We start from the raw sequence: 25,847 nt of genomic DNA, 5'->3' as shown, positions 1-25,847 counted from the left end.
GTGAACTGAATATAAGTTGAACTGGCTACCCATAACTCAAAACTGATAACTTATTTATCGCCTAAATAATCAAAGCCTTCCAGCTCTTCTCTTCTGGTGCGTTTGCTTAAAAGATCTTCTTCTTCGGCTTCTGCTCTTTTGAAGAAAAAAGCCTCTGCCTGGATTCTTTTTATTAATTGGTGTACAAGAGATAAATCGAAAGCATCTTTGCTTAACTTAATGCAGTATTCTCTTTCGTTGATTTCTAAGCTTGAAATATTCATAAGGCAATCATTTTAAATTATCGATTGCTGTAAATATAGAAAAGGCTTGCTAAACAATTGTTAGCAAGCCTTTTAAGTTTATGTTATGTTTTTGTTAAAATCAATATTAAGTGAACGAAATGATTTTTATTTATGTGATAAAAATAATCCTTCGTCGGTTTTTGTAACTTTTAATATTCCTTTTCCAGTTAAGGCTTTCAAGGTCGTATCCCACTTCTTGTTGCTCCAGTCTGCTAGTTTTGCTTTTACATCGGCTAAAAGATATTGTTCCCCTTCTTTTACCAATCCATATAGTTCAGTTTCTTCAGGAGTTAATTCAATTTTCTTTTTCTCCGGACGCATCTGAGGGAAGAATAACACTTCTTGAATGGTACTTTGGTTGGTCATAAGCATTACAATTCTATCAATACCAAAACCTAAACCAGAAGTTGGAGGCATACCGTATTCTAAAGCTCGAACAAAATCATCATCCATGGCCATAGCTTCGGCATCACCACGATCGGCAAGCTTCAATTGATCTTCAAAACGTTCTTTTTGGTCGATTGGATCGTTCAATTCTGAATACGCATTTCCGATTTCCTTGCCATTTACAAATATTTCAAAACGCTCAACCAAGCCTTCTGCTGAACGGTGTTTCTTTGCAAGCGGAGTCATTTCGATTGGATAATCGGTAATAAATGTAGGTTGAATTAAATTCGCTTCTACTTTATCACTGAAAATCTCATCAACCAATTTACCACGACCCATTGTAGAATCTGTCTCTATTCCTAATGTAGCGCAAGTGTGTAGAAGTTCTTCTTCATTCATTGCAGAAACATCAATACCTGTATATTTTTGGATAGATTCGTACATGGTTAGTTTTTCGTATGGCCCTTCAAAATTGATTTCGTTTTCGCCAACTTTAACAACTGGAGATCCATTAGTTGCAATGGCTACTTTTTCCAAACATTCTTCAACCATAGCCATCATCCAGATATAATCTTTATAGGCTACATATATTTCCATCGAAGTATATTCTGGATTGTGCGTGCGATCCATGCCTTCGTTACGGAACATTTTTCCGAACTCGTAAACACCGTCAAAACCAGCAACAATTAATCTTTTTAGATAAAGCTCATTTGCAATGCGCAGGTAAAGTGGCATATCTAAAGTATTGTGGTGTGTTGCAAACGGACGAGCTGCAGCACCACCATGAATGGGCTGTAAAATTGGAGTTTCTACTTCCATCCAGCCTTGCTCATCAAAGTAATTGCGCATGCTGTTAATTACCTTGCTGCGTTTGATGAAAATTTGTTTATAATCTGGATTTACAGTTAAATCTACATAGCGCATTCTATAACGCAACTCTGGGTTGGTAAACCCATCATATACGTTGCCTTCGTCATCGCGTTTTACAATTGGCAAAGGACGGATGGATTTTGATAAAACTTTGAATTCTGTTACGTGAATAGAAATTTCTCCGGTTTGAGTTGTAAAAACATACCCTTTAACGCCAATGAAATCTCCAATATCTAAAAGCTTTTTAAAAACGGTGTTGTATAATGTTTTGTCCTCAGTAGGGCAAAGTTCATCTCTTTTTAAATATACCTGAATGCGACCTGTAGAATCTTGGATTTCAGCAAAAGAGGCAGCACCCATAATGTTACGTCCCATTATACGCCCAGCTAAACTAACGGTTTTATAGGCTGTTTTATCTTTTTCGTAGTTTGCTAAAATATCTGCAGCGTTTACATTAATCTCGTAAGATTCTGCAGGGTAGGGCTCAATGCCTAGTTCGCGTAATTGTTTTAACGACTCACGTCGTAGTATTTCTTGTTCTGATAATCCTATACTCATTTCGGGTATTTTTTGCAAAAGTAAGAATTTCTTCCGTCATTGCGAGGTAAGAAGCAATCTTAAAGCTATAGAATTAATTTTTTTGACAAGATTTCTTCTATTTCTTAATAATCAATTTGAATTAAGATTCTGCCTCTACGCCTTCATCATACATTTCGTTAATGGTGTCGGCGTATTTCTTTTCTACAATTCTGCGTTTAACTTTCATTGTAGGTGTAATTTCGCCTTCATCAATACTAAATGGATTCCGCTTTATTTTGAAGTTTTTAATGCGTTCGAACTTGGCCAGTTCGTTAGATATTTTTTTGATGTCGGTCTCAATCCAATCAATAATTTCCTGATTGCGAATAAACGGATCCTCTTCTTCAAAGAATGATGGTTTGAGCTTGAAGGTTTCTTCTAAAGTTTCTCTGTTTGGAATGATAATCGCCGTGATGAACTCGCGTTTATCTCCAATTAAAAATAACTGATCTATCTTAGGGCTTTTTAAGTATATATTCTCAACTGGTGTTGGGTAAACATTTTTGCCATATGCATTAACAATCATGTTTTTTAAACGATCTGTAATCTGAAGGTTGCCTTTGTAAAAACGGCCGATATCGCCAGTATGAAACCACATATCTCTATCTATAGCTTCGGCAGTTTCGGCAGGTTTGTTAAAGTAGCCTTTCATAACACAGTGCCCACGAACAATTACTTCGCCTTCAGCACATTCAAATTCTTCGTTAAAAGTTTCATGTGTTTGTATGTTTATAATCTGCTTGCTTTCAACATCCTGAATTCCGATTTCAATACCTGGAATTACACGTCCCACTGTTCCATAAACTTGTCTGTGGTATTCTGTAACAGACATTACCGGAGATGTTTCTGTTAAACCAAATCCTTCTAATATTTTAATGCCTAAATCTCCAAAAAATTCGCCTACGTTTTTAGGCAGGGCAGCTCCGCCAGAGATCATGAATTTTAATCGTCCACCGGTTTTCTCTTTAATTTTGCTGAAAACCAATTTCTCGGCAATTCCTTTTTTTGCGGATAAAATTAAACCTGGATTTTTTCCGGCTTCTTTTGCAACGCGATATTTATTTCCGGTTTCGAGTGCCCAGGTAAATATTTTTGCTTTGGTTCCACCGCCAGATGTGCCCGATTTTATAGCTTTATCATGAATTCGTTCTAATAACCTCGGTACGCAGCTCATTACAGTTGGGCGCACTTCGCCCATATTTTTTGCCAGTAATTCTAAACTTTGCGCAAACGCGATTTTACAGCCCTGGGCACAACATACATGATAAGTTGCCGTGCGCTCAAAAACGTGGGATAGTGGTAAAAATGATAAAAAAGTTTCTGTTTGATCTATCACCGGAATTTGCTGCAGGCAAACCTTAACATTCTCTACAAAGTTGCTGTGTGTAAGCATCACGCCTTTCGGAGTGCCGGTGGTGCCTGACGTATAGATTAGGGAAGAAACGTCGCTAGGCAATACTAAACTTCTACATTGATCAATATCTGCTTTTTCGGCTGCGGTAATCTGGTGTTTTAACGCAAGTATATCTGAAAATGCAATAACTTCTACATTAACATTTTCGGGAATGGTAACTTTTTCGAAATCTCTAAATGCCGGTATAATATATTTAAGCTCTTTACAGTTTGATGCAACTTTAAGTACTTTTCTGTAAAGGAAATTATTCCCAACAAGAATTGCTTTTATGCCAGAATCATTGATAATATAGGCTACTTCTTGCTCGGAAAGCGTTGGGTATATAGACACATTTATTACGCCAATCTGTTGGATGCCTTGATCATAATAAACATATTCGGGCGAATTTTCGATCATTAACCCTAATCTATCGCCCTTTTTTATTCCCATATCCAGAAAAAAGGCCGAAACTGCATCTGCTCTTTTAAGCGTATCCTCATATGAAATTTCAGTCCATTCGGCACCTTGTTTATGAATTAAAAAGGTTTCTTCTGGTTTGTGAATGTTCTTTACAACATTTCTCAACAGGGTAGGTACAGTTGAAAATTCGTTAATTAATGGCATGCTCGTTATTTGGTGTGTTCGTTATAATTAACAATTATAATGCTTTTTGGTTTAAAAATGCAAAATTGATGTGTTTCTGTTAAATGTAAATCTAATCGTAAAACGTCATTGCGAGGTACGAAGCAATCTCTTTGGCTAGGGAGATTGCTTCGTACCTCGCAATGACGAAAGTTCTATTCCTAATGTGAGAAAAATCTTATACATAAAAAAAGACCCCAAAATTGGAGTCTTTTAAAATAATTTTATTGAGTTTAAACCGAGAAACTTTCGCCACAACCGCAAGTACGGCTCGCGTTGGGGTTTACAAAGTTGAAACCTTTTCCGTTTAAACCATCCGTGAAATCAAGTTCTGTACCTGCAAGGTAAAGGAATGATTTCATATCTAATGCAATTTTGATTCCTCTATCTTCAAAAAACTGATCACCAGTTTTAGACTCGTTGTCGAAATCTAAATTGTATGATAAACCTGAACAACCACCACCTTTTACTGAAACACGTAAAAAGTAATCAGAACCCATTTCAGAATCCTGCATTAGGTGATCTATTTTTTCTTTTGCTTTATCGGTTATAGTTATCATCTTGAGTTAAGATTTTAGATTTACAATTTTAGACATAAACGAATAGTAAACAGTAATTCGTCAATCTAAAATCTAAATTCTGTTTAGTGGTGCGATTTTTCTAAAGCAATTGCTTCTAAACCATTTTTAACGCGATAATCGTTAATGGCCGATTTAATTGCATCTTCTGCCAACACCGAGCAGTGAATTTTTACTGGAGGTAAAGCCAATTCTTCAACAATATCCATGTTATCGATAGTTAAAGCCTCATCAATTGTTTTTCCTTTTAACCATTCTGTAGCTAAGGAAGAAGATGCAATAGCCGAACCACAACCAAATGTTTTAAATTTAGCATCAGTGATTACGTTATCTTCTCCAACCTCAATTTGTAAGCGCATTACGTCACCACACTCAGGTGCGCCAACTAAACCTGTACCTACAAATTTACTATCTTTATTTAATGTACCTACGTTACGTGGGTTATTGTAATGGTCAATTACTTTTTCTGAATATGCCATGATATTTTAGATTTTAGATTTACGATTTTGGATTGCCCCTCATTCGTAAATTATTAAATTTTATTTTTATTTGATTGTGATTTAAAATCGTAATTCGTCAATCTACAATCGTAACTTAATTTAGTGTTCTGCCCACTCAATTTTACTCAAGTCGATACCTTCTTTAAACATTTCCCAAAGTGGTGAAAGTTCTCTTAAGTGATTAACCGCTTTCTCAGTAACTGCAATAGCTTGATCAATTTCTTCTTCAGTAGTAAATCTTCCTAAGCCGTAACGGATAGAAGAGTGTGCCAAATCATCAGATAAACCTAAGCTTTTCAAAACGTAAGATGGTTCTAAGGATGCCGAAGTACAAGCCGAGCCCGAAGATACTGCTAAATCGCTCATAGCCATCATTAAACCCTCACCCTCAACATATTTGAAAGAAATATTTGCTACGTGCGGTAAACGATGTTGTGTATTACCATTAACATAGCTCTCTTCCATTTTGTTTAAAGTTGATTCTAACTTATCGCGTAAACCCGATAAACGAATGGCTTCGCTTTCCATTTCTAAGCGACAAAGTTCGCAGGCTTTACCTAAGCCAACAATACCTGGAACGTTTAACGTACCAGAACGCATCCCGCGTTCGTGGCCACCGCCATCCATTTGCGAAGTTACTTTAACTCTTGGGTTTTTTCTACGAACGTAAAGTGCTCCAACGCCTTTTGGGCCATACATTTTGTGTGCAGAGAAAGCCATTAAATCAATTCCGTCAGCAATAACATCAACAGGTATTTTACCAACTGCCTGCGTAGCATCAGTCATAAATAAAGCGCCAAATTTGTGTGCAATTGCAGCAATTTCTTTTACCGGTTGGATAACACCGATCTCGTTGTTGCCATACATAATAGAAACCAAAATAGTTTCCGGTGTCATGGCAGCTTCCAATTCAGCTAAATCAACCAATCCATCTTCTTTAACACCTAAATAAGTTACTCTGGCACCGTTTTTTTCAAGGTGTTTACAAGTATCTAATACAGCTTTATGTTCAGTAACGGCAGTAATGATGTGATTGCCTTTTTCTTTGTACATCTCAAAAACGCCCTTAATACCAAGGTTATCGGCTTCAGTAGCGCCAGATGTAAAAATAATTTCCTTTTCAGTACAGCCGATTAATTTGGCTACTTGTTCACGAGCATAATCCACTCCCTCTTCAGCCACCCAACCAAAAGCGTGATTACGGCTTGCGGCATTTCCAAATTTCTCGGTAAAGTATGGTAGCATTGCTTCTAACACTCTTGGATCAAGAGGTGTAGTTGCATTATTATCTAAATATATCGGCTGTTTCATTTCAGTTCTGTTATTTGCACTACAAAGATACAAAAAAACTTATTTAACAATTATAATTAATAGCTATGAGGTTATAGTTAAAACATGCATTTTTACATTCACATAACCTTATAATCTATGAATAAGATAGAACACATCGGCATCGCCGTAAAAGACCTCAATACTTCAATAGATCTTTACCAAAAACTACTCAATACCGATTGTTATAAAACTGAGCAAGTTACAACCGAATTTGTAAATACAGCCTTCTTTAAAACGGGCGAAAACAAAGTAGAACTCCTTCAGGCAACATCTCCAGAGAGCGCAATTGCTAAATTTATCGAAAAAAAAGGAGAGGGGATTCATCATATCGCTTTCTTGGTAGATGATATCTTGGCCGAAATGGAACGTCTGCATAATGAAGGTTTTGTTTTGTTAAGCGATTCGCCTAAAAAAGGTGCAGATAATAAAATGGTTTGCTTTGTTCATCCAAAAGATACAAATGGTGTTTTGATAGAGATTTGCCAGGAAATTAAGTGGCTTTAATAAGTCGTTGGGTTTTATGCCTCTCTTTTATAGGGGTGCTTGAACCATAGGCATCCCTTTGGGACAAGGCGGGGTGTACTTCAATATTTGAAAACGAAGGGTTCTGTGCTTATCGCTTTTATCGCCCTGCTGTTCATTATATCCCGATAAAGAATCGGGGATGTCATTCCCATCAGGTTTATTAACTTTGGTTTCTGGTTCTTGGCAAAACAGCGAGGTCCAAAAGTTTTTATTCTTAAAAGTTATTTGTGAGCGATACAACTTCCTTAATTAAAATTATCAGTAAAGATTTCGATATTGAAGATCATCTTTCTGAAGAACGTTTGAAGCAGGCTATGATTGATGCTTTTGACTATTTGGTAGATAACGACTTTCCAAAATTGATTCAGATTTTATATAAAGCCGATGTCGACCAATATAAATTAAAAGAACTGCTCGAAAATACTGAAGGCTTGAGCTCGGCCGAAGTAATTGCCAACACTTACATCGAAAGGCAAAAAGCTAAGGTGGAAACCTGGAAGAAATATAGTTTATAGATGTTCAGGGGGAAGAGTAAGGAATAAGGAGCAAAGATCAATGATTTGGTGCACTACATTTCACTGCCATCATTCGAAGAGATAACAATAATAACGAGTGAAGATTTATGATTAGGCGTTATACATTTCATTGTCGTCATTCGAAAATATAACAATAATTAAGAGTGAAGATTTTCATTTGTCGCAATGCATTTAATTGCCGTCTGCTTCAGCTGACGGATTAAAGAATATATAATGCATCGTTAGCATTCCAGTAAAATAACCATCATTCAAGGTTTAATCTGTAATTTTTATATTTTTGATTTATGAGTCAACCTGAAACCAAAACAAATCCTGTACGCCGTATATTAATGGCAAGCTTAATCGGAACCACCATCGAATTTTTTGATTTTTACATATTTGCAACTGCTGCCGTACTCGTATTTCCAACCTTATTTTTCTCTGCTGCCGATCCAACTTCTGCTACGCTAGAATCTTTGGCCACCTTTGCTTTGGCATTTTTTGCCCGTCCATTGGGTGCAGCTTTATTTGGGCATTTCGGAGATCGAAAGGGTAGAAAAGCAACTTTGGTTGCGGCGTTAATGACAATGGGGCCATGTACGGTAGCCATAGGTCTTTTGCCTGGTTATGCCTCAATAGGTATAGCTGCTCCAATTTTGTTGGCCTTGTTTCGTTTTGGGCAAGGTTTAGGTTTAGGTGGAGAATGGGGAGGAGCGGTATTATTGGCTACAGAAAACGCACCAGCCAATAAAAAAGCTTGGTATGGTATGTTTCCTCAATTGGGTGCGCCTATAGGCTTTTTATTGTCTACAGGCTCATTTTTCATCCTCAGCAAAACAATGGATGACACAACATTTATTCAATATGGCTGGCGCATACCATTTATTGCAAGTGCATTGCTGGTATGGTTGGGTTTATATGTAAGACTAAAAATAGAAGAAACGCCAGATTTTTTGAAAGTTATCGATCAAAACGAACGTTCTGCCATTCCTGTTGCTGATGTTTTTCTTAAACACACGAAGGTGATTGTTCTAGGTACTTTAGCAACCATTACTACTTTTCTGCTATTTTATTTAATGACGGTTTTTACATTGAGTTGGGGAACTTCCGCACTGCATTATCCAAAAAGTACTTTTCTAATCATTCAAATGATTTCGATGCTTTTCTTTGGCTTGGCGATTCCATTATCCGCAAAATTAGCCGACCGATACGGGCGCAATAAAATGCTCGTTGTGGCAACCATTTGCATTATGCTGTTTGGGTTAGTTTTTTCATCGCTCTTCACCACTGGAAGCGTGATGATTACAGGTGTATTCTTATCGTTGGGGATGTTTTTGATGGGACTTACCTACGGGCCAATCGGAACAGCTTTAGCAGGAATTTTCCCTGCAGCCGTACGCTATACAGGCGCATCACTAGCTTTTACACTAGCAGGAATTTTGGGTGCATCGTTAACACCTTATTTAGCAACTACACTAGCGCACAATTATGGCCTATCATACGTTGGTTATTATCTTACCATTGTTTCTGGCCTTACCTTATTGGCCTTACTGGGTGCAAAAAAAATAATGAAAGAGTAGGGAGGTTGGAGTTGAGTAGAAAGTGAAAAGTTTGAAGTAGAAAGTTTAAATTGAAAAGTATAGCGCAAATAAAAGAGAAATAACCTGCAAAGCTTAACGCTTTAATCGGTAATTATATAGTTGATTAGTCGCACCGTTTTTGGAGAATTAACCATAAGCTCTTAATGCTTTAAGGATTACAATTAATCGGCTCCTTGGCTTACTTTTCAATTTCTTTTAAACTATCCATTTTCTTGTATGCCAAGAAACCTTTAATATCTTCAAAGTGTTCGCGAACGCGTTTGTTTCCAAACTCGAAAACTTTTTCTGCTAAACCGTCTAAGAAATCCCTATCATGTGAAACCAAAATTAATGTGCCATCAAAATCGCGTAAAGCATCTTTAATAATATCTTTGGTTTTCATATCCAAATGGTTGGTAGGCTCATCCAGAATCAGCACATTAACCGGCTCTAATAAAAGCTTAATCATAGCCAAGCGGGTTTTCTCGCCTCCGGATAATACCTTTACTTTCTTAGTTGTATCATCACCACTAAACATAAAGGCACCTAATAAGTCCTTGGTTTTAAAACGTGTTTCAGTTGTTGGGATCTGGTCTATTGTATCAAAAACGGTTAAATCTTCATCTAAAAGTGATGCCTGGTTTTGTGCGAAATAACCAATCTTCACGTTATGGCCAACTTTCAAATCACCTTTAAAATCAATTTCACCCATAATGGCTTTGATCATAGTTGATTTACCTTCACCATTCTTACCTACAAACGCTACTTTTTGTCCACGCTCGATCACCATATTCGCTTTCTCAAACACTACATGTTCACCATACGCTTTGGTCAGTTCTTCTACCATTACAGGGTAATTGCCCGAACGTGGCGAAGGTGGAAATTTTAGGCGTAGAGCAGAAGTATCTACCTCATCTATCTCAATAATTGGCAATTTCTCCAGCATCTTTACCCGCGATTGTACCTGCAAAGTTTTAGAATAAGTGCCTTTAAAACGATCTATAAATTCCTGATTATCGGCAATAAAACGCTGTTGTTCTTCGTAAGCCTTCAATTGGTGCTCTCTACGCTCTTTACGCAGTTGCAAATAGTGTGTGTATTTCGCTTTGTAATCGTAAATACGGCCCATTGTTACCTCAATGGTGCGGTTGGTGATGTTGTCTACAAAAGCACGGTCATGGGAAATCACAATGACCGCCTTTGCCGAGTTGATCAAAAAGTCTTCCAGCCACTGAATACTTTCGATATCCATATGGTTGGTGGGCTCATCGAGTAAAATCAGATCGGGTTTTTTCAATAGAATTTTGGCCAGCTCAATACGCATCCGCCATCCGCCAGAAAACTCCGATGTTTGACGGGTAAAATCGCTTCTCAAGAAACCCAAACCCTTTAATACTTTTTCTACTTCTGCATCGTAGTTTACTTCCTCAATCGAATAAAATTTCTCGCTCAGTTCCGATACCCGCTCAATTAGCTTCATGTAATCGTCACTCTCGTAATCCGTACGAGTGTTCAGTTGCTCATTGATGTTTTCCAGTTCATCTCGCATTTGATAATATTCACCAAAGGCTTTAGATGTTTCCTCAAAAACGGTTACATTATCTTGTGTAAGTAAATGCTGTGGTAAATAAGCTATAATGGCATCTTTTGGTCCAGAAATATGCCCTGAAGTTGGCTGACCAGCACCTGCAATAATTTTTAATAAAGTAGATTTTCCTGCGCCGTTTTTACCCATAAGGGCAATTTTGTCGTTTTCGTTGATGGAAAAGGATACTTCGCTGAATAGTGTTGTGCCACCAAAAGATACGGTGATGTTATTTACGTCGATCAATGCTTTACTCTTTTATAATTGAGCCGCAAAGATAGGGCGAAGAAATAGTTTTTGAAAGGATTTGTAGCTAATTCCTTATTCTGTAGTTTTCATACTCCTTTAATAAATATAGGTAGGGGAAACCGTAAGGATGTAAAATCGAATATAGAGAGTTTTGGACAAATAAATTAAAATCTAAAGCTTATGGCCAATTACCGTTTAAATTTGAACCAACAATCCAATGGCGATTATGAAGTTCACAAGGATGATTGTAGATATTATCCTTCACAAAACTATGACAATTTAGGGTCTTTCAGCACATGTTCTCCTGCAGTTGCAGAAGCTAAAAGAAAGCATCCTTACAAGAAAATTAATGGTTGCGTGCACTGTGCAACTGCATGCCATACAAGTTAGGCTTGCAGAAGAGCAGCAATTCTTTTGCTGCTCTTATTTTTTATTAAAATAACTTCTCCTGAGGCGGTTTAACACCTGCTAAACGCAAATAAACCGTTGCCTGACCGCGGTGATGCGTTTGATGTTCAAAATCTTTTGTAAAAACCATGTCTTTAGTCATTTCGAAACGGTTCATAAATTTAACCTTTTCATCTAATTGCTGTGGAGATAATTTTTTCAAAGCATCAATAACATAATCGTAACCAGCCATAACAATCTTGGTTACATTGGCTTTCGATTTATCTTTAGTTTTTTCTACGTCACCCAATCCATACGGACTTTTTTCGCCAGTTGCTGTAGCGGTGAACCCATAATTGGCATCAGTAAGGTGTAACATTTGATCTGCAAAAGAGCGCATTTCAGGCGTCGGTTTTAATGAATAACCTGATTCTGGCATTGCATCTAAATATTCTTTGGTATAAGCTTTAGCTCTTTCCCATTCTGCAATTTTAGTGGCCGATTGATTTTGAGCGCTTGCCATACTGAATGTGGCAAACAGGCATAAAATGCTTAGCAATAGTTTTAAATGTTTCATAATTTGGTTTGTTTTGTTAAACAAATATAACTTAGAAACCTTTAAATCCCACTAGAAAAATTGGAAGATCTTATAAATTTTGGAGCGCTTCTATGCTTCGTAGCTTGTTCGTATGCGTAGGCAAAAGCCAAAACCTTCGGTTCTTCATAAGCTCCAGCGATAATCGATAATCCTACAGGTAATTCATGAATTTTGCCCATTGGCAATGTAATGTGCGGAAAGCCAGCCATCGCCGCGGGCGAACAGAAATAAAATCCATTTCCGGCATCGCCATTAAATAAATCTATAGGAGATGGAATGCCATAAGTTGTTCCAACTATTGCATCTAGCTGGTTTTTGGTCATTAAATCCGTAATAATTTTTCTTGAAGAAAGCACTTTCAAAACCGCTTCCTTATAGGCCACACTTTCTAAGTCTGGCGCTTTATCACTGCTTTCCAGTGTTTCCTGTTTAAAATAGGGCATAGCCGCGCTTTCGTTGGCCTTGTTAAATGCAATTACCTCTCTTAAGCTTTTAACTTTCGCATTCGAATTTGCCAAGTAGGCGTTTACGCCATCTTTAAATTCGCATTGCAATACTGTAAAACTTGCAGGGCCGATTACCCGCATTTCTTTAAGCAATTCGATTTCCACTGTTTCTGCGCCAAGTTCTTTCAATTTTTCTATAGCGGTTTTGTAAAGTGCAACAACGCCTTCATGCCCATTTAAAAGAGATTTTTCGATACCAATTTTCTTTCCTTGCAAGGCGCTGGTTTTTAAAAATGTGGTATAATCCGGCTCTGCCTTTCCAGCGCTGCTTTTTGTGACTTCATCTTTAGGGTCAATGCCGGTTAGTGCAGAAAGTAAAATGGCTACGTCGGTAACAGATCTACCCATTGGCCCGGCGGTATCTTGTGTTTTTGAGATGGGAATGATTCCGCTCCTACTTAATAAACCGACCGTAGGTTTTAAACCAACAATTCCATTAGATGATGATGGTGCTGTTACTGAGCCATTTGTTTCCGTTCCAATTGCAATAGCGCAGAGGTTTGCAGAAACTGCAGAGCCAGAACCTGAACTTGATCCGCTTGGATTTCTGTCCAAAATAAATGGATTTTTAGTTTGCCCCCCACGACTACTCCAGCCACTACATGGCCGGTTAGAACGAAAATTTGCCCACTCACTTAAATTGGTTTTACCAAGAATTACAGCGCCTGCTTCTCTAAGTTTTTTAACAATAAAAGCATCTTCTGAAGCAATATTTCCCAATAATGCCAAAGCGCCCGCAGTCGTTTGCATTTTATCAGCTGTGTTGATGTTGTCTTTTATCAAAACGGGTATACCATGCATAGAGCCCCTTATTTTTCCAGCCTTTCTTTCCTCGTCCATTTTGGTTGCAATTTCCAATGCATCCGGATTAATCTCAATTATGGCATTCAATTTTGGTCCATTCTTATCTATCTTTTCAATTCGATCAAGATACATTTTAGTTAAAGATTTGCTAGTGAGCTTACCTTTTTTCATCATATCCCGCAATTCGCTGATGGTTACCTCTTTTAACTGAAAGTTGTCGTTAAAATCAATGGTGGCATTTTCTCCGTTGTTGCCCATCATTGTTGCGCCGGCAGGAATGCCCAAAGTGGTAATTAAACCTACTGTGGAAGTATTTTTTATAAAGTTTCTTCTGTTCATTGGAAAGTTATGATGCTTGGAGAAATAAATATAGTTTTAAAAAAACATCTTCTTTAATAGGCTTTAAAAATCTTACAATTTAAAATTGTTTTTTACGCTTGTATTTCAGAAATAAAATTAAGATATTTGCACCTCTTAAAAAGAATTAGAAAGACTAATAGGAAATATCATAAGCGTTGTTGCCAGGCAAATTGCAACCATGTTCTTGATGCTTTCACACAAATAACTAAAATAATATTCAAATGAAAAAAGATTTGCACCCTACAAGCTACAGACCAGTTGTTTTCAAAGACATGTCTAACGAATATGCTTTCTTAACAAAATCTTGCGTAGATACTAAAGAAACAATTAAATGGGAAGACGGTAATGAATATCCTCTATACAAATTAGAGATTTCTCATACTTCACACCCTTTTTATACTGGTAAAATGAAATTGGTTGATACAGCAGGACGTATCGATAAATTCAAAAACCGTTACGCTAAGAAATAATTTAGCAACAAAAAAGCATTTTTTAAAGTCCCTTTGCCAAAAGCATCGGGACTTTTTTTATTTTTGTTGCTTATGACAGTCAATCTTTTTGATGATTCTAGTTGGGAATCATTACGTCCACTTACTTTTACAAGGCCTGTAGCCGATTTACGCATAGGTATCCTTACTATTGCAGAAAAATGGGCGAAATATTTAAATGCCGATTTCGGTTATGTTACTCAAGATTATCTCTCAAAAAAATATCCTGCTAAGTTAAACGCTCAGCTCTTCATCAATGGTTCTATTTGCCCAGATGAGTCTTTGTTAAGTTCTATTTCTGCTCTAAATGCTGGGGAAAGCCTTATTAAAGGTGAATTGATTATTGCTTACATTATAGGTGATTCTTCCGCTCATAATCTAGAACTTGCAAAATCTTTAAAACCAATAGAATATGTTGAAGATTTCATCAGAATTGTTTATCCCGATGATATTTTTACCCATAACGGCGTAGAGTTAAAAAAAGATTTTGCCTTATTAACTAAAGGAAAAACTTCAGCTCAGCTCAGTTCTACCAATACATTTTTAGGCGATAACATTTTCGTTGAAGAAGGTGCCACAGCCGAGTGTTCTATTTTTAACAGTAAGCAAGGCCCAATTTATCTCGGAAAAAATAGTCAGGTTTGGGAAGGAAGCATCATTAGGGGAAGTTTTGCCTTATGCGAAGATTCTTCTGTAAAAATGGGGGCAAAAATTTATCCAAATACAACTATTGGTCCGCATAGCCGTGTTGGAGGTGAAATTAACAATGCCGTAATCTGGGGTTATTCGTCAAAAGGGCACGAAGGTTACTTGGGTAATGCAGTAATGGGGCAATGGTGTAATATCGGAGCCGATAGCAACAACTCTAATCTTAAAAATAATTATGCCGAAGTTAGACTCTGGGATTATGCAAAACAAAGTTTCCGTAAAACTGGGTTGCAGTTCTGTGGTTTAATTATGGCAGATCATGCTAAATGTGGCATCAATACCATGTTCAATACAGGAACAGTTGCGGGGGTGAGCGCAAATATTTTCGGCCCTGGATTTCCAAGAAATTTTATTCCCGATTTTGCATGGGGAGGCGCTCAGGGTTTTGAAGTTTACAGCTTGAAAAAGATGTTTGAAACCGCAGAAAAAGTATATTCTAGAAGAGATTTGACATTTGATGATACAGAGAAAGAAATTTTAAATAAGGTTTTTAAACTGACTCAGGAACATAGACATTTTTAAACATTGATACTTTATACATTACAATAAATAAAACCAATCCTTAAAATATAAATATAATGAGAAAAAAAATTGTTGCAGGTAACTGGAAAATGAATTTAGATTATAACGAAGGTGTTTCGTTGTTCAGTGAAATCGTAAATATGGTTAAGGATGAGCGTAAAGGCGATCAACTGGCTGTAATTTGTGCTCCATTTATTCATTTAAACAGCCTGGCAAAACTTGGTGGTACTGACGTAGCAATTGGTGCTCAAAACATACACAATAAGGAAAGTGGTGCTTACACAGGCGAAATTTCTGCAAAAATGATAAAATCGGTTGGGGTTGAATATGTTATTTTGGGCCACTCGGAACGTAGACAATATCAGGCAGAAAGCGATGAACTTTTAGCTGCAAAAACCAAAACCGCTTTGGCAAATGATTTAAAGCCAATTTTTTGCATCGGCGAAACTTTAGATGAACGCAATAACGGAAGTTATTACGAAGTTTTAAAGAAACAATTGGTTCATGGTATTTTCAGCTTAACCGAAGAAGATTTTAGAAAAGTGGTTATTGCTTATGAGCCAGTTTGGGCAATTGGTACCGGTCTAACGGCTAGTCCTGAGCAAGCACAAGATATTCATGCTTTTATCCGTAGTGAAATTGAAGCAAATTATGGCTTCAATGTTGCGGATGACACTACAATACTATACGGCGGAAGTTGTAACCCAACCAATGCGGCAAGTTTGTTTGCACAAAAGGATATTGATGGGGGCTTAATTGGCGGTGCATCGTTAAAATCTCGTGATTTTACAGATATTATTAAAGCATTAAACAGCTAAATGCAATATATAAAAGCAATATTTAAATTTAAAAGTATCGAAGACTATCAACAGGATTTGCTTATTGCCGATCTTGCCGATTTAGGCTTCGATACTTTCGAAGACAGTGAAAACGGCTTTACCGCTTTTGTAATTAAAGAAAATTTTAACGAGCAAGAGTTAATAAGCCTTTTAAATGGCTATTCTGAAGATTTTAAAACCGAATATTCTTTAGAGGATGTCGCCGATGAAAACTGGAATGCCGAATGGGAAAAAAACTTTACACCACTTATTATCGATGATGTTTGTTATGTAAGGGCAACTTTCCACGAACCACAGCCATCATATCCCTACGAAATTGTAATTGATCCAAAAATGGCCTTTGGTACCGGCCACCACCAAACCACAACAATGGTTATGCAGTATATTTTAGCTGCAGATTTGAAGGACAAAAATATTCTGGATATGGGTTGCGGTACAGGGATCTTGGCAATTCTTGCTGCCAAATTAGGCGCCAAAAATTTACTTGCGATAGACTATGATGATATTTGTTATCAAAGTACCATAGAAAATGCTGCGCTTAACGGCGTTGAAAATTTAACTGCACTTTGCGGAAGTAAGGAAGTAATTCCAAACGAACAATTTGATGTGATTTTTGCAAATATCAATCGCAATATTCTTTTGGATCAGATTGGTCGTTATGCTGAAGTTTTAAAATCTGAAGGAAAAATTTTCTTTAGCGGTTTCTATTTGGAACCAGATTTAAGTATGATTACTGCAGAATGCGCCAAGCATGAAATCCGCTATATCGACCATAAGCAAAATGGAGACTGGATTGCTGCTCAGTTTGAAAAATACTAATGAATAAGTTTTGAATGAGTGAATGATGAATTTAGCAGTTCGTCATTCACTCATTCTTTAATTCTAAATTCAATCATTTAAATATGCGGATACATTTTATTGCGATAGGTGGAAGTGCCATGCACAATTTAGCTATTGCTTTGCATAAAAAAGGATATCAGATTACTGGATCTGATGATGTGATTTTTGAACCTGCTAAATCCAGATTGGATAAGTATGGTTTGTTGCCAGCTGAAATGGGTTGGAATGAAGATCGAATTTCAACAGATTTAGATGCCATTATTTTAGGCATGCACGCTAGAATTGATAATCCAGAATTGTTAAAAGCGCAGGAATTAGGCATTAAAATATATTCGTATCCTGAGTATATTTACGAGCAGAGCAAAGATAAAATTCGGGTTGTAATAGGCGGCAGTCATGGTAAAACCACCATTACAAGCATGATTTTGCATGTGCTTAATTTTTACAATCGCGATTTTGATTATTTGGTTGGTGCACAGCTTGCCGGTTTCGAAACCATGGTAAAAGTAACCCATGAAGCGCCAGTAATGATTATTGAGGGAGATGAATATCTTTCATCGCCAATTGATCGAAGACCTAAATTTCACCTCTACAAAGCAAATGTTGCTGTAATTAGCGGAATCGCCTGGGATCATATTAACGTTTTCCCAACTTATGCAGATTACACTTCTCAGTTTGATAAATTTATTGATACAATAGAAGAAGGTGGAACCTTAATCTATTGCAAGGCTGATGCTGATTTAAATGAGATTGTTAGTAATTCTACTGCTAAAGTAACTAAGATTGGTTATGCGATTCCAGATCACGAGATTAAGAATGGCATTACCTATTTACTTCCAGGGGAAACTGAACTGAAGATTTTTGGAGATCATAACCTCATGAATCTTAATGCAGCGAAACTAGTATGTAAAACGCTAAATATTTCTGACCCCGAATTTAACAACGCAATCTCATCTTTTACAGGTGCAGCTAAAAGGTTAGAAGTTATTTCTGCTGATGAATCGACCAATGTTTATAAAGATTTTGCACATTCTCCATCTAAATTAAAAGCAACAATCGATGCGGTTAAAACTCAGTTTACAGATCGCAAATTGGTTGCCTGTATTGAGCTTCATACTTTTAGCAGTTTGAATAAAGATTTTCTTAAAGAATATGCCGGGGCGATGGACAAGGCAGACGAAGCAATTGTATTTATCGATATAAAATCTTTTGAACAGAAAAGGATGGAGCCTTTTAGCGAAGATGATGTGCAACAGGCTTTTTCAAATCCTAAGCTAAAATTCTTTAACGATGCCAATAAATTGAAAGCATATTTATTGAGCTTAAATTATAGAAATACAAATTTATTGATGATGAGTTCGGGCAACTACGCAGGTTTTGATCTACCGAAACTAGCTGCTGAATTGCCTCGATAAGTTTGCCACAGATTATTTGTTGTAATGTAACATGAAAAGCATTGGCGATAACATTAAGCAGAGTAGGGTAGCGCTAGGTTTGAGCCAAGCAAGTGTTGCTAAAATGCTTAAAATCTCAACGCCTGCTTTCTGTAAGATAGAAACTGGACAAACGGATTTAAATGTTTCTAGATTATTACAGATTTCTAAAGTTTTTAAGGTTTCGGTGGCTCAGTTAATTTCTGGAAATGCAAAGGAACTAGATTCGTCTGACGAGCTTGTTTCGCTAAAAAAAGAACTTTTAGAAAAAGAAGAGGAGATTAATAAACTTAGAAAAAAGGTTATTGATCTTTATGATAAGTTAGGCATGTAGCTTTTTGTCATTATGAGGCATGAAGCAATCCTAAAAGGATAGTTAAGATATTAACCCTAAACATTAAGATTGCTTCGTGCCTCGCAATGACGAATCTTATTTAAAAAACCTTCCTCATCGTTAAATGCTTTTTACCAAATGTGGCACCAGTCGCTTTATGAATGGCAATCATTTGTTCATTAAAATCGCCTACCCAACTTAATTCCAGCTCTTTATACTGGTTTTTTGGCAAAACATACTCTCCCAATCTGATAAATAGTACAGATTCCAATCCATGTTTTTGAAATTTAGGTTTGGTTCCCATTACAATTGCCCGCATGCGGGTAACGCCTACCCAACGGCGGTAAGCAAATTTTAGTTTTTCTATTAACCCCAACTTCCCATCAAAGCCTTTAATCATTTGGTTGGCATCGGGTATTAAAACTACAAAAGATGCTGGTTCTCCATTAAAATAAGCAAATTGTATTAAATGCTCATCCATAATCGGCTCCATGCTTTTAAAGCTTTCCTGAAGCGTTTCTTTTTTAATTGGAACAAAGTTTTCAAAATCCTGCCAGCCATCGTTATAGATTTCCATTAAATCAGCGATGTATTTTTCAGAATTTTTCTTGCTGAAATATTCAAAAGTATATCCGGGTTTATTTCTTACCCAATTTGCAATTTTTGTAAAGCGCTCCGGAAAGGGAATCGTTAAATTGATATGATTCGTAAGCTGTTCGTACTCGGTTACAAAGCCATAATCTTCGAAAAATTTCTTATAGTAGGGGAAATTGTAATTCATCCCGAAAGATGGAGGCGTAAATCCATCAACCAATAAGCCCCAGAAAGAATCGTTCTCTCCGAAATTGATTGGGCCATCCATGGCTTTCATGCCGTTTTCTACTAACCATGCCTTAGCCGTATCGAACAATAGAAAAGCTGCCTTTTCATCATTAATACATTCAAAAAAGCCCATCCCGCCAGTTGGTTGCTCATAATTGAAAGCTTTCTTTTCATTTATAAAGGCCGCCACACGACCAATGAGTTTACCATTGGTATCTTTTAAAACCCATCTGGTGCATTTTCCGTGGTTAAAAAAATTGTTTTTCTTAGGGTCAAAAACGTTTTCTACTTCACTATCTAGCGGACAAATCCAATTTTTATCGTTCTTATAAAGAATTTTTGGGGTATCTAAAAAATCTTTTTTCAAGGCTGGGGTGCTTACCTGTATAATTTGCATGGGCAGTTTTAAAATTAAAAAGCATCCTACCAAGCTGGGCGGATGCTTTTCAAATATATCGTATTTTAAAGATTAATAATCGTCGTCGTCGTCATCGAAATTATCGAAGTTATCGAGGTCATCCAAAGGCAAGTCAAAATCATCGTCGTCATCGTCAACAGATTTTTTTGCAGTCTTAGGAGTCGTGTCCTCATCATCAAATTCATCGTTATCCTCTACCTCTTTCTTGGTAGTTGGTTTTGCTGGGATTTTCTTTGGCGCTTTCATTACACAAAAATAAAAATTGCTTTTATAGTTTAAAAATACAAAAAAACTTTTTTTAATAACAACCTGGTACCAAATTAATTAAAATTAAATTATTCAGCATTTTCGCCCACGGTATTCTCTTCTTTGGCTATATCTTTTAATTGCGGAAGCTGAGTTAAATTATTCAAACCAAAATAATCCATAAATAATGGGCTCGTACTATATAAAATCGGTCGGCCTGGTGTTTCTGCCTTTCCCTCAATGCTAATCAGTTCCTTTTCCAGTAAGCGCTGTACCGAATAATCAGAATTCACACCTCTTATCTGTTCTATTTCGAGTTTGGTAATGGGTTGTCGGTAGGCTATAATGGCCAAAGTTTCCATCGCTGCCTGACTTAATTTTTTCTTGGAACGATGTAACTGAAGTTGATTTACGGTTTCGTGGTATTCTTTTTTGGTAAGAAACTGATAGCCATTATTAAGATTAACGAGTTCTATAGCAAAATTTTCTACGCCATATTTTTCTTTAATGTGATCTATGCTTTCAAATACCTGATTTTCTATTACCTCTTCTTCGAAAACAGCATTTAATGCCAAAATAATTTCTTGAACACTGATACTTTGAACAGAAGAAAAGATAAGGGCTTCGATGTGTTTATTAATATGGGTTTGGAGCATATACAAAAATATAATTTTTGGGCATAAAAAAAGCGGTCTCGCTTTTAAAAACAAGACCGCTTCTTAACACACAAATGAAACCTGAATTAAGATATAGTTTTAGGTTAGGTTATTAAATATCTATATCAATTCTATAAGAACGTTTTGATAAACACTATCGTTTATTTCTAATACAAGTTTAAGGCTAAAGTCTATTGCTTGTAAGTTCTATTTAGTGAGTGGTATTAATAATTGAGTAAACGGTAAATTTTCTATTTTAATGGTATAGAAATAGATACCGTTGTACCATTAATGCTGTTTTGGCGGACATTTAGGTGTATAGGTTTTGCTCCAATCTGACCTAAAAGGTTTAATCTTTCTTTTGTTAGCTGCATGCCCTTACTTATGTGCGTTTCTTTTTTATCTCTCAGTGAATTCTCAATTCCAATTCCATCATCGATAATTTCTATGTTAAGATAAAATTCGTCTTGTAATTTAATATTGATGTGAATTTCTCCGCCAGTTTCTTTTGGCATAATTCCATGCCATATTGCATTCTCCACATAGGGCTGTAACAACATAGATGGAATAAAGGTTTCTTCCTTATCAATATCTTCATCAACCGAGAAAACGTATTTAAGTTTATCGCCGAATCGGTTTTTTTCGAGTTTGAGGTAAAGACTAAGATATTCTAATTCTTCTTCCAAAGAGATGTAACTTTTTGTACAGATCTCTAGATTTTTTCTAATTAAGCGGGCAAAGCCAGTTAAAACCTTGTTGGCAGAAGCCGTGTTCTGCGTGTTTATGTAATGCTGAATGGAGTTCATTACGTTAAACACAAAGTGAGGATTCATCATGGCCTGCAATGCCTGCTGTTCGAGCATTAATACTTTGTTTTTAACCTTTAATTGTTCCTGTTCCTTATCTTTTTGCTTTCTGGTGATGTTAACGGCTACCTTATAAAAAATATACGCTACTAGAAGAATTAAAATGGATAAGAACCAAAGGCTCTGCCAAAAATGCTTTTTAATGGTAAACGAGATTTTTGCAGATGGCCCCCAGTTACCGTTCTGGCTTTTGGCACTAACCTCAAAAACATAATCGCCTGGCTGTAATGACGAAAAATCGAGCCGTCGGGTTCTGGTTTCTATCCAAGCGGTATTGTCATTTAAGCGATAACGATAAGTGATATCACTCGTAGTAAAATCTACGGCGCTAAAAGTAAATAAAATGATGTTGTTGCCGGTTTCAAAGGTAAAGTTGTCCTTATCAATCGAAAGGCGTTCATTATCTCTAATAATTGAGGTAACATATACTTTGGGAAGGTTTCTAGTAATGTTTTTATTGTTGTACTTAAACAAAATCAAACCTCTGTTTGTGCCAAAATAGGCGGTGCTGTCATCAATAAACAAACTATTAATATCATCACTCAACAAATCTTTGCCATAGTCGAAATTGGCTACGCTTGGGCTTTCCGGATAGTTGGTGATTTTGTTTACGCCCTTGTTGGTTAACACCCAGATTTCGTTATTCTTAATAAAAATTTTGGTGCAGATATTATTGGTAAGACCGTCTTTTTGCGTAATCTGTCTGGAGATTTTGTTGTCCTTATAAAAAATCAATCCATATCCATCTGTTGCCAAAATTAAAGTTCCATCGGGCAATTGCTGAATATCGTTGATTCTTTTTGTTAGTAAGGGATTTTTTTCGAAGTGTTTAATCAGCTTTCCGTTGGAAAATTGAGACAAGCCATTAATGTTCGAGAACCATAAATTCCCTTGCTTATCGTAAAAAACATGGTACGATCGATCTTTAAAAAAATCTTCTTTTTCTCTGTATTTAAGGGAATTAAATTCGAATTGATTAATCCTGTCGGATAAAAATACTACGCCTGATGATAGCGCTAAAGCAAGGTGATTGTTATTTTCGCTTAAACTAAAATGCTTAATCACGAACATGGAATTGTTTACTTCCTTTAAGTATTTAACATCAGCCGTGCTCTTATAAATATTTTTAAAAACACCCATTCCGTAATCGGATGCGAAATAAACAGATTGATTTTTTGGATCGTAGGTAATTTGCTTAATGGTTTTGTATTTCTTAAAATCGTCTAAGCCCACTTCGTCTACCTGATAGTTGTTGATGCTCAGAATATCGATAACTGCATCATCGGTTCCAAGCCAAAGCCTGTTTTTGTTGTCTTTTGTAATGCTTTTAATTACATTACTGCTTAAGCCAGATTCTGCATCGATAATAGAGAGCCTAGAATTGATATTTGGCAACATATAAATACCTTGGGTCGTTGCAAACCACATATTCTGATTGGCATCTTTTATTACCTGATTAACAGAAACATCCTGAAGGTACTGAACTGTTTTTCCGCTCTTATTAAGTGCAAAGGCACCATTTGCATTGGCTAACCACACTTCTTTTAAAGCATTATCGTAATAAAAATAGCCCGACATGTTTTTAATCAGATTCTGCGGAATAGGAATCAGAGTATTTACAAACCCTCTTTTAAACTCTTTTAACCCAGATTTGTCCAAGTAAGCAAGCGATTTATCTGCCTGATTAAATGCCGTCATATAAGAGATCGGGTCTACTTCTGATTCTACCAGACTAAAATGTTTTCCGTTAAACTTTTGAACACTTAAATCGCTGTAGGCATAAATATTTCCCTCATCGTCTTCATGGATAAAAGCATTTATAAACTGATTGTTGACATGTGGTGAAACATATTTTTTTATGGATTTTCCATCCCAGCAAACAACTAAATTGGAGTTTGTTCCGAGCCAGATCCGACCCATTTTATCTTGAAGAAATGAAACAATAACAGTATTGAAATTTAGTTTCTTTAATAGATCGTTGTTATCTTGATTGTAAAATTTACCGTCTTTTAAATAGCTTAGCTGTCCGTTTAAGGTAAAAAACCAAATCCTGCCCTGGTTGTCTTCAGTCATTTTAAGAATCTGAGTATCGGGCAAGCCATCTTCAATTGTAAAGTTTTGGAAGTTTGTTCCATCAAAACGGCTAACTCCGTTATCTGTAGAAATCCAGATGAAACCTTTCTTATCCTGCAAAATGTAATAGCAATTGTTGCTTGCCAACCCATTTTTAGAAGTGTAATGAGGCAGATAGGTTGTTTGCGAAAAAAGTTTTGTCGGTAACATTATGAACAGCACAAACCAAACCAGCGCAATTTTCACGGCGATGCTAAAATCTATCTTAAGCTTATGTTGGATATTAATGGTCACTATGTGCTTTTGTAAATAACTTTATTTTCTCAAAGAAATCGCTTGCCCTTCTTCTAGAAATATTGATGCTTTCTCCGTTTTTCAAAAAAACCTGCAATCCATTTTTTGAATTATATTCTTTTAAATGATTTAGGTTTATAATACTGGATTTATGGATTCTTACAAATTGATCGGTAGGCAAAAGTTCTTCAAATTCTCTCAAAACCTTCGAAACTGTTATTTTATCTGCATTGCTGAGGTGAACAACAGAGTAATTGCTATCGGCTTCGATGTAGATAATGTCATCAACATCAATCATTTTAAAACCCTGTCCGTAAGGTAGGGTTAGCTTTCTTATTTCTGATCTACTACTTAAGCTCGATGCCAGATTTGTAATTCTTTCATCGCCTCCACTTTGATTTTGATACCGTTTAATATGTTCGGTAACCTTTTCAACGGCAATTTTCAGTTCATCAATGTCAATGGGTTTCAATAAGTAATCTAATGCGTTGGCTTTTATTGCTTTGAGCGCATACTGATCGTAAGCAGTGGTGAAAATAACAGCTGCATGGTGTTTTTGAGCATCGGGAATCAATTCAAAACCGTTTCCACCAGGCATTGCAATATCCAAAAAGATAAGATTGATTGGATGATGTGCTAAGATATCTTTTGCTTCTGCCACAGAACGGGCAATGCCGGTAATTTCTACATCAGGGCAATTTTGTTGCAACAGGAAAAAAAGTGATGAGCGTGCGAACTCTTCATCATCAACAATAATGGCTTTTAGTATAGTCATAGCAATAGGTTTGTGAATGTATTAAAAACGACTTGTAAAAAAAAATGCAAAAGAAAAAAACCGCTCATATAAATGTCACGTATATATCACCAAACGAAATCAAAACCCTAAAACATAAAGGATTATGAAAAACAATGAACTTATAACACAAGATGAACTTCAAGAAGAACGTTTATTTAACAGCAGCTTAGGCAGAAGATCATTTCTTCAGTTTGCCGGAGCTAGTGCTGCGGGTATCGCGTTGATGGCTGCAGGATGTAGAAAAGATCGCAATTATGGTGATATGAACACCGGTGCAACTTTAGATTTTAAAGATGATTTTGGTGTATTAAATTACGCTTATGCGCTTGAACAATTAGAGGCTGCATTTTATGTAAAAGTTGCTTCAGCACCACCTTCAACTTTTACCACAGCGCAAAAAGCGTATTTTCAAGATATTCAATTCCACGAAGTTGCACACAGAGAATTTTTCAAAAATGCTCTAGGAACCGCTGCAATTGGAAGTTTAGAGGTTGATTTCTCTTCTATAGATTTTACTAGTGCTACGAGTGTTTTAGGTGCTGCAATGGCATTTGAAGATTTAGGCGTTGCCGCTTACAATGGTGCAGGTGTTAGAATTAAAAGTACTGATTATTTAGTTTTGGCAGGTAAAATTGTTTCAGTAGAAGCTCGTCATGCGGCTTATATCAGAGACATTATATCTAATGGAACATTTGCTGATTTAGCAAGTTTAGCTCCACTTGGTGCAGTTAATGCCAGCGGACTTGATGGTGCACTTACTCCAGATAAAGTTTTAGCCATCGCTGGAAAATATGTAAAAACAAAAATTAACGTAATTAACCTTTAATCCTAAAATCTA

At 36.4% G+C, this 25,847-nt stretch carries 25 protein-coding genes; 11 read left to right on the top strand and 14 right to left on the bottom strand.

The window, feature by feature from the left end; translation table 11 throughout:
- Positions 1–50 precede the first annotated feature (50 nt).
- The 6 genes from DF947_RS19270 to DF947_RS19245 all read right to left on the bottom strand — a co-directional run bounded on the left by DF947_RS19270 (position 51) and on the right by DF947_RS19245 (position 6,544).
- The gene (locus DF947_RS19270) at positions 51–263 is read right to left on the bottom strand and encodes a hypothetical protein (protein ID WP_109932009.1); all 213 of its coding nucleotides are present in this window, start codon (positions 261–263) and stop codon (positions 51–53) included.
- Positions 264–389: 126 nt separating this feature from the next.
- A complete protein-coding gene (gene lysS / locus DF947_RS19265) occupies positions 390–2,099 on the bottom strand; it encodes a lysine--tRNA ligase (RefSeq protein WP_109932007.1) in 1,710 nt (569 codons plus the stop codon).
- Between the two features lie 121 nt (positions 2,100–2,220).
- Positions 2,221–4,137 (bottom strand): AMP-dependent synthetase/ligase, encoded by a 1,917-nt coding sequence (locus DF947_RS19260; protein WP_109932004.1) that lies wholly within the window; start codon positions 4,135–4,137, stop codon positions 2,221–2,223.
- A 251-nt stretch (positions 4,138–4,388) separates the two neighbouring features.
- Positions 4,389–4,715 carry a HesB/IscA family protein gene (locus tag DF947_RS19255; RefSeq protein WP_109924826.1) on the bottom strand — a complete coding sequence of 109 codons (327 nt, stop codon included), beginning with the start codon at positions 4,713–4,715 and terminating at the stop codon, positions 4,389–4,391.
- 83 nt (positions 4,716–4,798) lie between these two features.
- Complete coding sequence (gene iscU / locus DF947_RS19250; RefSeq protein ID WP_109931993.1) at positions 4,799–5,212, bottom strand: Fe-S cluster assembly scaffold IscU; 414 nt, start codon at positions 5,210–5,212, stop codon at positions 4,799–4,801.
- A gap of 120 nt (positions 5,213–5,332) precedes the next feature.
- Positions 5,333–6,544 carry an IscS subfamily cysteine desulfurase gene (locus DF947_RS19245; RefSeq protein WP_109931990.1) on the bottom strand — a complete coding sequence of 404 codons (1,212 nt, stop codon included), beginning with the start codon at positions 6,542–6,544 and terminating at the stop codon, positions 5,333–5,335.
- Positions 6,545–6,661: 117 nt separating this feature from the next.
- Here DF947_RS19245 and mce point away from each other — a divergent pair, with 117 nt between their 5' ends.
- The 3 genes from mce (at position 6,662) to DF947_RS19225 (ending at position 9,185) form a co-directional block, all read left to right on the top strand.
- Positions 6,662–7,069, top strand: a complete 408-nt coding sequence (mce, locus tag DF947_RS19240) for a methylmalonyl-CoA epimerase (RefSeq protein WP_109931988.1) — start codon at positions 6,662–6,664, stop codon at positions 7,067–7,069.
- A 248-nt stretch (positions 7,070–7,317) separates the two neighbouring features.
- Positions 7,318–7,605: a hypothetical protein gene (locus tag DF947_RS19230; protein WP_109931984.1), complete on the top strand. Its 288-nt coding sequence runs from the start codon at positions 7,318–7,320 to the stop codon at positions 7,603–7,605.
- A gap of 305 nt (positions 7,606–7,910) precedes the next feature.
- Positions 7,911–9,185: an MFS transporter gene (locus tag DF947_RS19225; protein ID WP_109931982.1), complete on the top strand. Its 1,275-nt coding sequence runs from the start codon at positions 7,911–7,913 to the stop codon at positions 9,183–9,185.
- A gap of 199 nt (positions 9,186–9,384) precedes the next feature.
- Here the strand turns inward: DF947_RS19225 and DF947_RS19220 are convergent, their stop codons facing one another.
- Entirely contained in the window at positions 9,385–11,016 is a 1,632-nt protein-coding gene (locus DF947_RS19220; RefSeq protein WP_109931980.1) for an ABC-F family ATP-binding cassette domain-containing protein, read from the bottom strand.
- 183 nt (positions 11,017–11,199) lie between these two features.
- On the opposite strand from DF947_RS19220, the gene DF947_RS19215 reads away from it, so the two are divergent.
- The gene (locus DF947_RS19215; protein WP_109931978.1) at positions 11,200–11,409 is read left to right on the top strand and encodes a hypothetical protein; all 210 of its coding nucleotides are present in this window, start codon (positions 11,200–11,202) and stop codon (positions 11,407–11,409) included.
- A gap of 43 nt (positions 11,410–11,452) precedes the next feature.
- Here DF947_RS19215 and DF947_RS19210 read toward each other — a convergent pair whose 3' ends face one another.
- Both DF947_RS19210 and DF947_RS19205 read right to left on the bottom strand, forming a co-directional pair.
- Positions 11,453–11,983: a DinB family protein gene (locus tag DF947_RS19210; protein WP_109931976.1), complete on the bottom strand. Its 531-nt coding sequence runs from the start codon at positions 11,981–11,983 to the stop codon at positions 11,453–11,455.
- Between the two features lie 41 nt (positions 11,984–12,024).
- Complete coding sequence (locus DF947_RS19205; RefSeq protein ID WP_109931974.1) at positions 12,025–13,653, bottom strand: amidase; 1,629 nt, start codon at positions 13,651–13,653, stop codon at positions 12,025–12,027.
- Between the two features lie 242 nt (positions 13,654–13,895).
- Here DF947_RS19205 and DF947_RS19200 point away from each other — a divergent pair, with 242 nt between their 5' ends.
- The 6 genes from DF947_RS19200 to DF947_RS19175 all read left to right on the top strand — a co-directional run bounded on the left by DF947_RS19200 (position 13,896) and on the right by DF947_RS19175 (position 18,838).
- A complete protein-coding gene (locus DF947_RS19200; protein ID WP_025142617.1) occupies positions 13,896–14,144 on the top strand; it encodes a type B 50S ribosomal protein L31 in 249 nt (82 codons plus the stop codon).
- Between the two features lie 72 nt (positions 14,145–14,216).
- On the top strand, positions 14,217–15,392 hold the full coding sequence (locus DF947_RS19195; protein ID WP_109931972.1) for a GlmU family protein: 1,176 nt from the start codon (positions 14,217–14,219) through the stop codon (positions 15,390–15,392).
- Positions 15,393–15,448: 56 nt separating this feature from the next.
- Complete coding sequence (gene tpiA, locus DF947_RS19190) at positions 15,449–16,210, top strand: triose-phosphate isomerase (RefSeq protein WP_109931970.1); 762 nt, start codon at positions 15,449–15,451, stop codon at positions 16,208–16,210.
- The gene (gene prmA, locus DF947_RS19185) at positions 16,211–17,050 is read left to right on the top strand and encodes a 50S ribosomal protein L11 methyltransferase (RefSeq protein WP_109931968.1); all 840 of its coding nucleotides are present in this window, start codon (positions 16,211–16,213) and stop codon (positions 17,048–17,050) included. It abuts the gene before it with no gap.
- Between the two features lie 83 nt (positions 17,051–17,133).
- Complete coding sequence (locus tag DF947_RS19180) at positions 17,134–18,486, top strand: UDP-N-acetylmuramate--L-alanine ligase (protein ID WP_109931966.1); 1,353 nt, start codon at positions 17,134–17,136, stop codon at positions 18,484–18,486.
- Positions 18,487–18,517: 31 nt separating this feature from the next.
- Positions 18,518–18,838: a helix-turn-helix domain-containing protein gene (locus tag DF947_RS19175; RefSeq protein ID WP_109931964.1), complete on the top strand. Its 321-nt coding sequence runs from the start codon at positions 18,518–18,520 to the stop codon at positions 18,836–18,838.
- Between the two features lie 100 nt (positions 18,839–18,938).
- Here DF947_RS19175 and DF947_RS19170 read toward each other — a convergent pair whose 3' ends face one another.
- The 5 genes from DF947_RS19170 to DF947_RS19150 all read right to left on the bottom strand — a co-directional run bounded on the left by DF947_RS19170 (position 18,939) and on the right by DF947_RS19150 (position 24,988).
- A complete protein-coding gene (locus DF947_RS19170) occupies positions 18,939–20,057 on the bottom strand; it encodes an N-acetyltransferase (protein ID WP_109932284.1) in 1,119 nt (372 codons plus the stop codon).
- A 72-nt stretch (positions 20,058–20,129) separates the two neighbouring features.
- Positions 20,130–20,324, bottom strand: a complete 195-nt coding sequence (locus DF947_RS19165; protein ID WP_109931962.1) for a hypothetical protein — start codon at positions 20,322–20,324, stop codon at positions 20,130–20,132.
- A gap of 89 nt (positions 20,325–20,413) precedes the next feature.
- Positions 20,414–20,980: an SMC-Scp complex subunit ScpB gene (gene scpB, locus DF947_RS19160; protein ID WP_109931960.1), complete on the bottom strand. Its 567-nt coding sequence runs from the start codon at positions 20,978–20,980 to the stop codon at positions 20,414–20,416.
- A gap of 251 nt (positions 20,981–21,231) precedes the next feature.
- Entirely contained in the window at positions 21,232–24,129 is a 2,898-nt protein-coding gene (locus tag DF947_RS19155; protein ID WP_109932283.1) for a ligand-binding sensor domain-containing protein, read from the bottom strand.
- Positions 24,130–24,202: 73 nt separating this feature from the next.
- The gene (locus DF947_RS19150; protein ID WP_109931958.1) at positions 24,203–24,988 is read right to left on the bottom strand and encodes a LytR/AlgR family response regulator transcription factor; all 786 of its coding nucleotides are present in this window, start codon (positions 24,986–24,988) and stop codon (positions 24,203–24,205) included.
- 124 nt (positions 24,989–25,112) lie between these two features.
- On the opposite strand from DF947_RS19150, the gene DF947_RS19145 reads away from it, so the two are divergent.
- The gene (locus DF947_RS19145) at positions 25,113–25,835 is read left to right on the top strand and encodes a ferritin-like domain-containing protein (RefSeq protein ID WP_109931956.1); all 723 of its coding nucleotides are present in this window, start codon (positions 25,113–25,115) and stop codon (positions 25,833–25,835) included.
- Positions 25,836–25,847 lie beyond the last annotated feature (12 nt).

It is taken from the genome of Pedobacter paludis, assembly GCF_003173575.1.
Lineage (GTDB): Bacteria > Bacteroidota > Bacteroidia > Sphingobacteriales > Sphingobacteriaceae > Pedobacter > Pedobacter paludis.
The sequence above is the reverse complement of the archived record's forward strand: the minus strand, read 5'-3'. Positions and strand labels throughout refer to the sequence as shown.

Excerpts from the sequence above, each read along its gene's own strand:
- DF947_RS19270 (WP_109932009.1), bottom strand. The coding sequence starts at position 263 with ATGAATATTTCAAGCTTAGAAATCAACGAAAGAGAATACTGCATTAAG.
- lysS (WP_109932007.1), bottom strand. The coding sequence starts at position 2,099 with ATGAGTATAGGATTATCAGAACAAGAAATACTACGACGTGAGTCGTTA.
- DF947_RS19260 (WP_109932004.1), bottom strand. The coding sequence starts at position 4,137 with ATGCCATTAATTAACGAATTTTCAACTGTACCTACCCTGTTGAGAAAT.
- DF947_RS19255 (WP_109924826.1), bottom strand. The coding sequence starts at position 4,715 with ATGATAACTATAACCGATAAAGCAAAAGAAAAAATAGATCACCTAATG.
- iscU (WP_109931993.1), bottom strand. The coding sequence starts at position 5,212 with ATGGCATATTCAGAAAAAGTAATTGACCATTACAATAACCCACGTAAC.
- DF947_RS19245 (WP_109931990.1), bottom strand. The coding sequence starts at position 6,544 with ATGAAACAGCCGATATATTTAGATAATAATGCAACTACACCTCTTGAT.
- mce (WP_109931988.1), top strand. The coding sequence starts at position 6,662 with ATGAATAAGATAGAACACATCGGCATCGCCGTAAAAGACCTCAATACT.
- DF947_RS19225 (WP_109931982.1), top strand. The coding sequence starts at position 7,911 with ATGAGTCAACCTGAAACCAAAACAAATCCTGTACGCCGTATATTAATG.
- DF947_RS19215 (WP_109931978.1), top strand. The coding sequence starts at position 11,200 with ATGGCCAATTACCGTTTAAATTTGAACCAACAATCCAATGGCGATTAT.
- DF947_RS19210 (WP_109931976.1), bottom strand. The coding sequence starts at position 11,983 with ATGAAACATTTAAAACTATTGCTAAGCATTTTATGCCTGTTTGCCACA.
- DF947_RS19205 (WP_109931974.1), bottom strand. The coding sequence starts at position 13,653 with ATGAACAGAAGAAACTTTATAAAAAATACTTCCACAGTAGGTTTAATT.
- DF947_RS19200 (WP_025142617.1), top strand. The coding sequence starts at position 13,896 with ATGAAAAAAGATTTGCACCCTACAAGCTACAGACCAGTTGTTTTCAAA.
- DF947_RS19195 (WP_109931972.1), top strand. The coding sequence starts at position 14,217 with ATGACAGTCAATCTTTTTGATGATTCTAGTTGGGAATCATTACGTCCA.
- tpiA (WP_109931970.1), top strand. The coding sequence starts at position 15,449 with ATGAGAAAAAAAATTGTTGCAGGTAACTGGAAAATGAATTTAGATTAT.
- prmA (WP_109931968.1), top strand. The coding sequence starts at position 16,211 with ATGCAATATATAAAAGCAATATTTAAATTTAAAAGTATCGAAGACTAT.
- DF947_RS19180 (WP_109931966.1), top strand. The coding sequence starts at position 17,134 with ATGCGGATACATTTTATTGCGATAGGTGGAAGTGCCATGCACAATTTA.
- DF947_RS19175 (WP_109931964.1), top strand. The coding sequence starts at position 18,518 with ATGAAAAGCATTGGCGATAACATTAAGCAGAGTAGGGTAGCGCTAGGT.
- DF947_RS19170 (WP_109932284.1), bottom strand. The coding sequence starts at position 20,057 with ATGCAAATTATACAGGTAAGCACCCCAGCCTTGAAAAAAGATTTTTTA.
- DF947_RS19165 (WP_109931962.1), bottom strand. The coding sequence starts at position 20,324 with ATGAAAGCGCCAAAGAAAATCCCAGCAAAACCAACTACCAAGAAAGAG.
- scpB (WP_109931960.1), bottom strand. The coding sequence starts at position 20,980 with ATGCTCCAAACCCATATTAATAAACACATCGAAGCCCTTATCTTTTCT.
- DF947_RS19155 (WP_109932283.1), bottom strand. The coding sequence starts at position 24,129 with ATGTTACCGACAAAACTTTTTTCGCAAACAACCTATCTGCCTCATTAC.
- DF947_RS19150 (WP_109931958.1), bottom strand. The coding sequence starts at position 24,988 with ATGACTATACTAAAAGCCATTATTGTTGATGATGAAGAGTTCGCACGC.
- DF947_RS19145 (WP_109931956.1), top strand. The coding sequence starts at position 25,113 with ATGAAAAACAATGAACTTATAACACAAGATGAACTTCAAGAAGAACGT.